The 1407-nt window shown below is 67.2% G+C and carries 1 protein-coding gene; it reads right to left on the bottom strand.

The window, feature by feature from the left end; all coding sequences use genetic code 11:
* Positions 1 to 164: 164 nt before the first annotated feature.
* Positions 165 to 1349, bottom strand: coding sequence for an IS701 family transposase (locus IE318_RS44320; RefSeq protein ID WP_189908482.1), 1185 nt, complete (start codon positions 1347 to 1349; stop codon positions 165 to 167).
* Positions 1350 to 1407 lie beyond the last annotated feature (58 nt).

Below are 1407 nucleotides of genomic sequence, written 5' to 3'. Positions count from 1 at the left end.
CTAGTACTGCAACGGTGCTTGCCCTGAATGATGGCCAGTTCAGGGGCTGTGTCCGCGTCGTTTGTAGTGGCTGGTGCGGGCTTGGTGCTGTCGTCGGCGGCGCCAGGTCGACCAGTGCAGGATGTGCTCGACGGGTGTGGGTCGGCGGTCGGTGAGGCGGGTGATCAGCCGTCGTATCTCGGCGAGGCTGAGGTGGATGAGCTGGGAGGATCCGTTTCTGCTTTCCCGGCATCCAGCTCGCGGGCTCGCAGGACGGTCAGGCAGGCGTGGGCGGCCATGGCGAGGGTCATGTGGCGGTGCCAGCCGGGGTAGCGGCGGACCTGGTAGTGGTCCAGGCCGCATTCCTGCTTCGCGCTCTGGAAGCATTCCTCGATGGCCCACCGGCTGCCCGCGATACGGATCAGGTCGTCCAGCGTGGTCTCGGCGGGGCAGTAGGCGATGTAGTAGGAGATCTCCTGCGGACGGGCGACGCTGCGGCGGGCGATGACCCAGTGGCGGCGGTCGGGCCGGTGCCAGGGCCGTACCTCGACGCGGGCCCAGTCGTAGATCCGCAGGCCGTGAGCGCCGTCGCCGCAGGAACGGCGCTTCCATTTCTGCCGGGCGAGGCCGTTGAACAGGTCGTGGACGGGGTGGTCGATCGCCCAGCGGGTGACTACGGTGTCGTGCCGGGTGGTGGCCATGACGTGGAAGACGTCCGCCCGTTCCAGCTCCGAGCGCCAGCCCTTGGAGAAGCCGTAGGCGGCATCCGCGGTCACCCACCGAAACGGGATCCTGTCCGCGATGGCGCGGCGGACCATCGCCTTGGCCATAGCCACCTTGGTATCGAAGCCGACCTCGTCATCGATGCCGGCCCGACGGCACCTCTCGCGGTCATCGGTCCAGGAGGTGGGCAGATAAAGACGCCGGTCGATCAGTGTCCGCCCACGGCCGGTTGCATAGGCGAGGAAGACGCCGACCTGGCAGTTCTCCGTCCGCCCGGCGGTGCCGGAGTACTGCCTCTGCACCCCAGCCGACCGCGTCCCCTTCTTCAAAAAACCCGTGTCGTCCACGACCAGGACGGCATTCGGGTCGCCGAGGTGGTCGACCACGTACTGACGCACGTCGTCGAGCACCTCATCGGCATCCCACTCGATCCGGTTCAGCATCCGGTGGATGCGGTCCGGGCCCGCATGGCCGGCTTCCTCCGCCAGCGTCCAGCCGTTCTTCCGCTGCAGCGGAGCGATCAACCCCCGCATATAGGCAAGCGCCGACTCCCGGGGCTCCGACCTGCTGAAACGGTGCACGAACCGCCCATGCACGGCATCCAGTTCACCCGCCCACAACCTGACATCAGCAACGTCCCCACCCACAACCACACCAACGACCGACCTGACCATCAGTCACGGCAAGCACCGTTGCAGTACTAGG

This window comes from Streptomyces spiralis, from assembly GCF_014654675.1.
GTDB lineage: Bacteria > Actinomycetota > Actinomycetes > Streptomycetales > Streptomycetaceae > Streptomyces > Streptomyces spiralis.
This window is presented reverse-complemented; position numbering and strand designations above follow the sequence as displayed.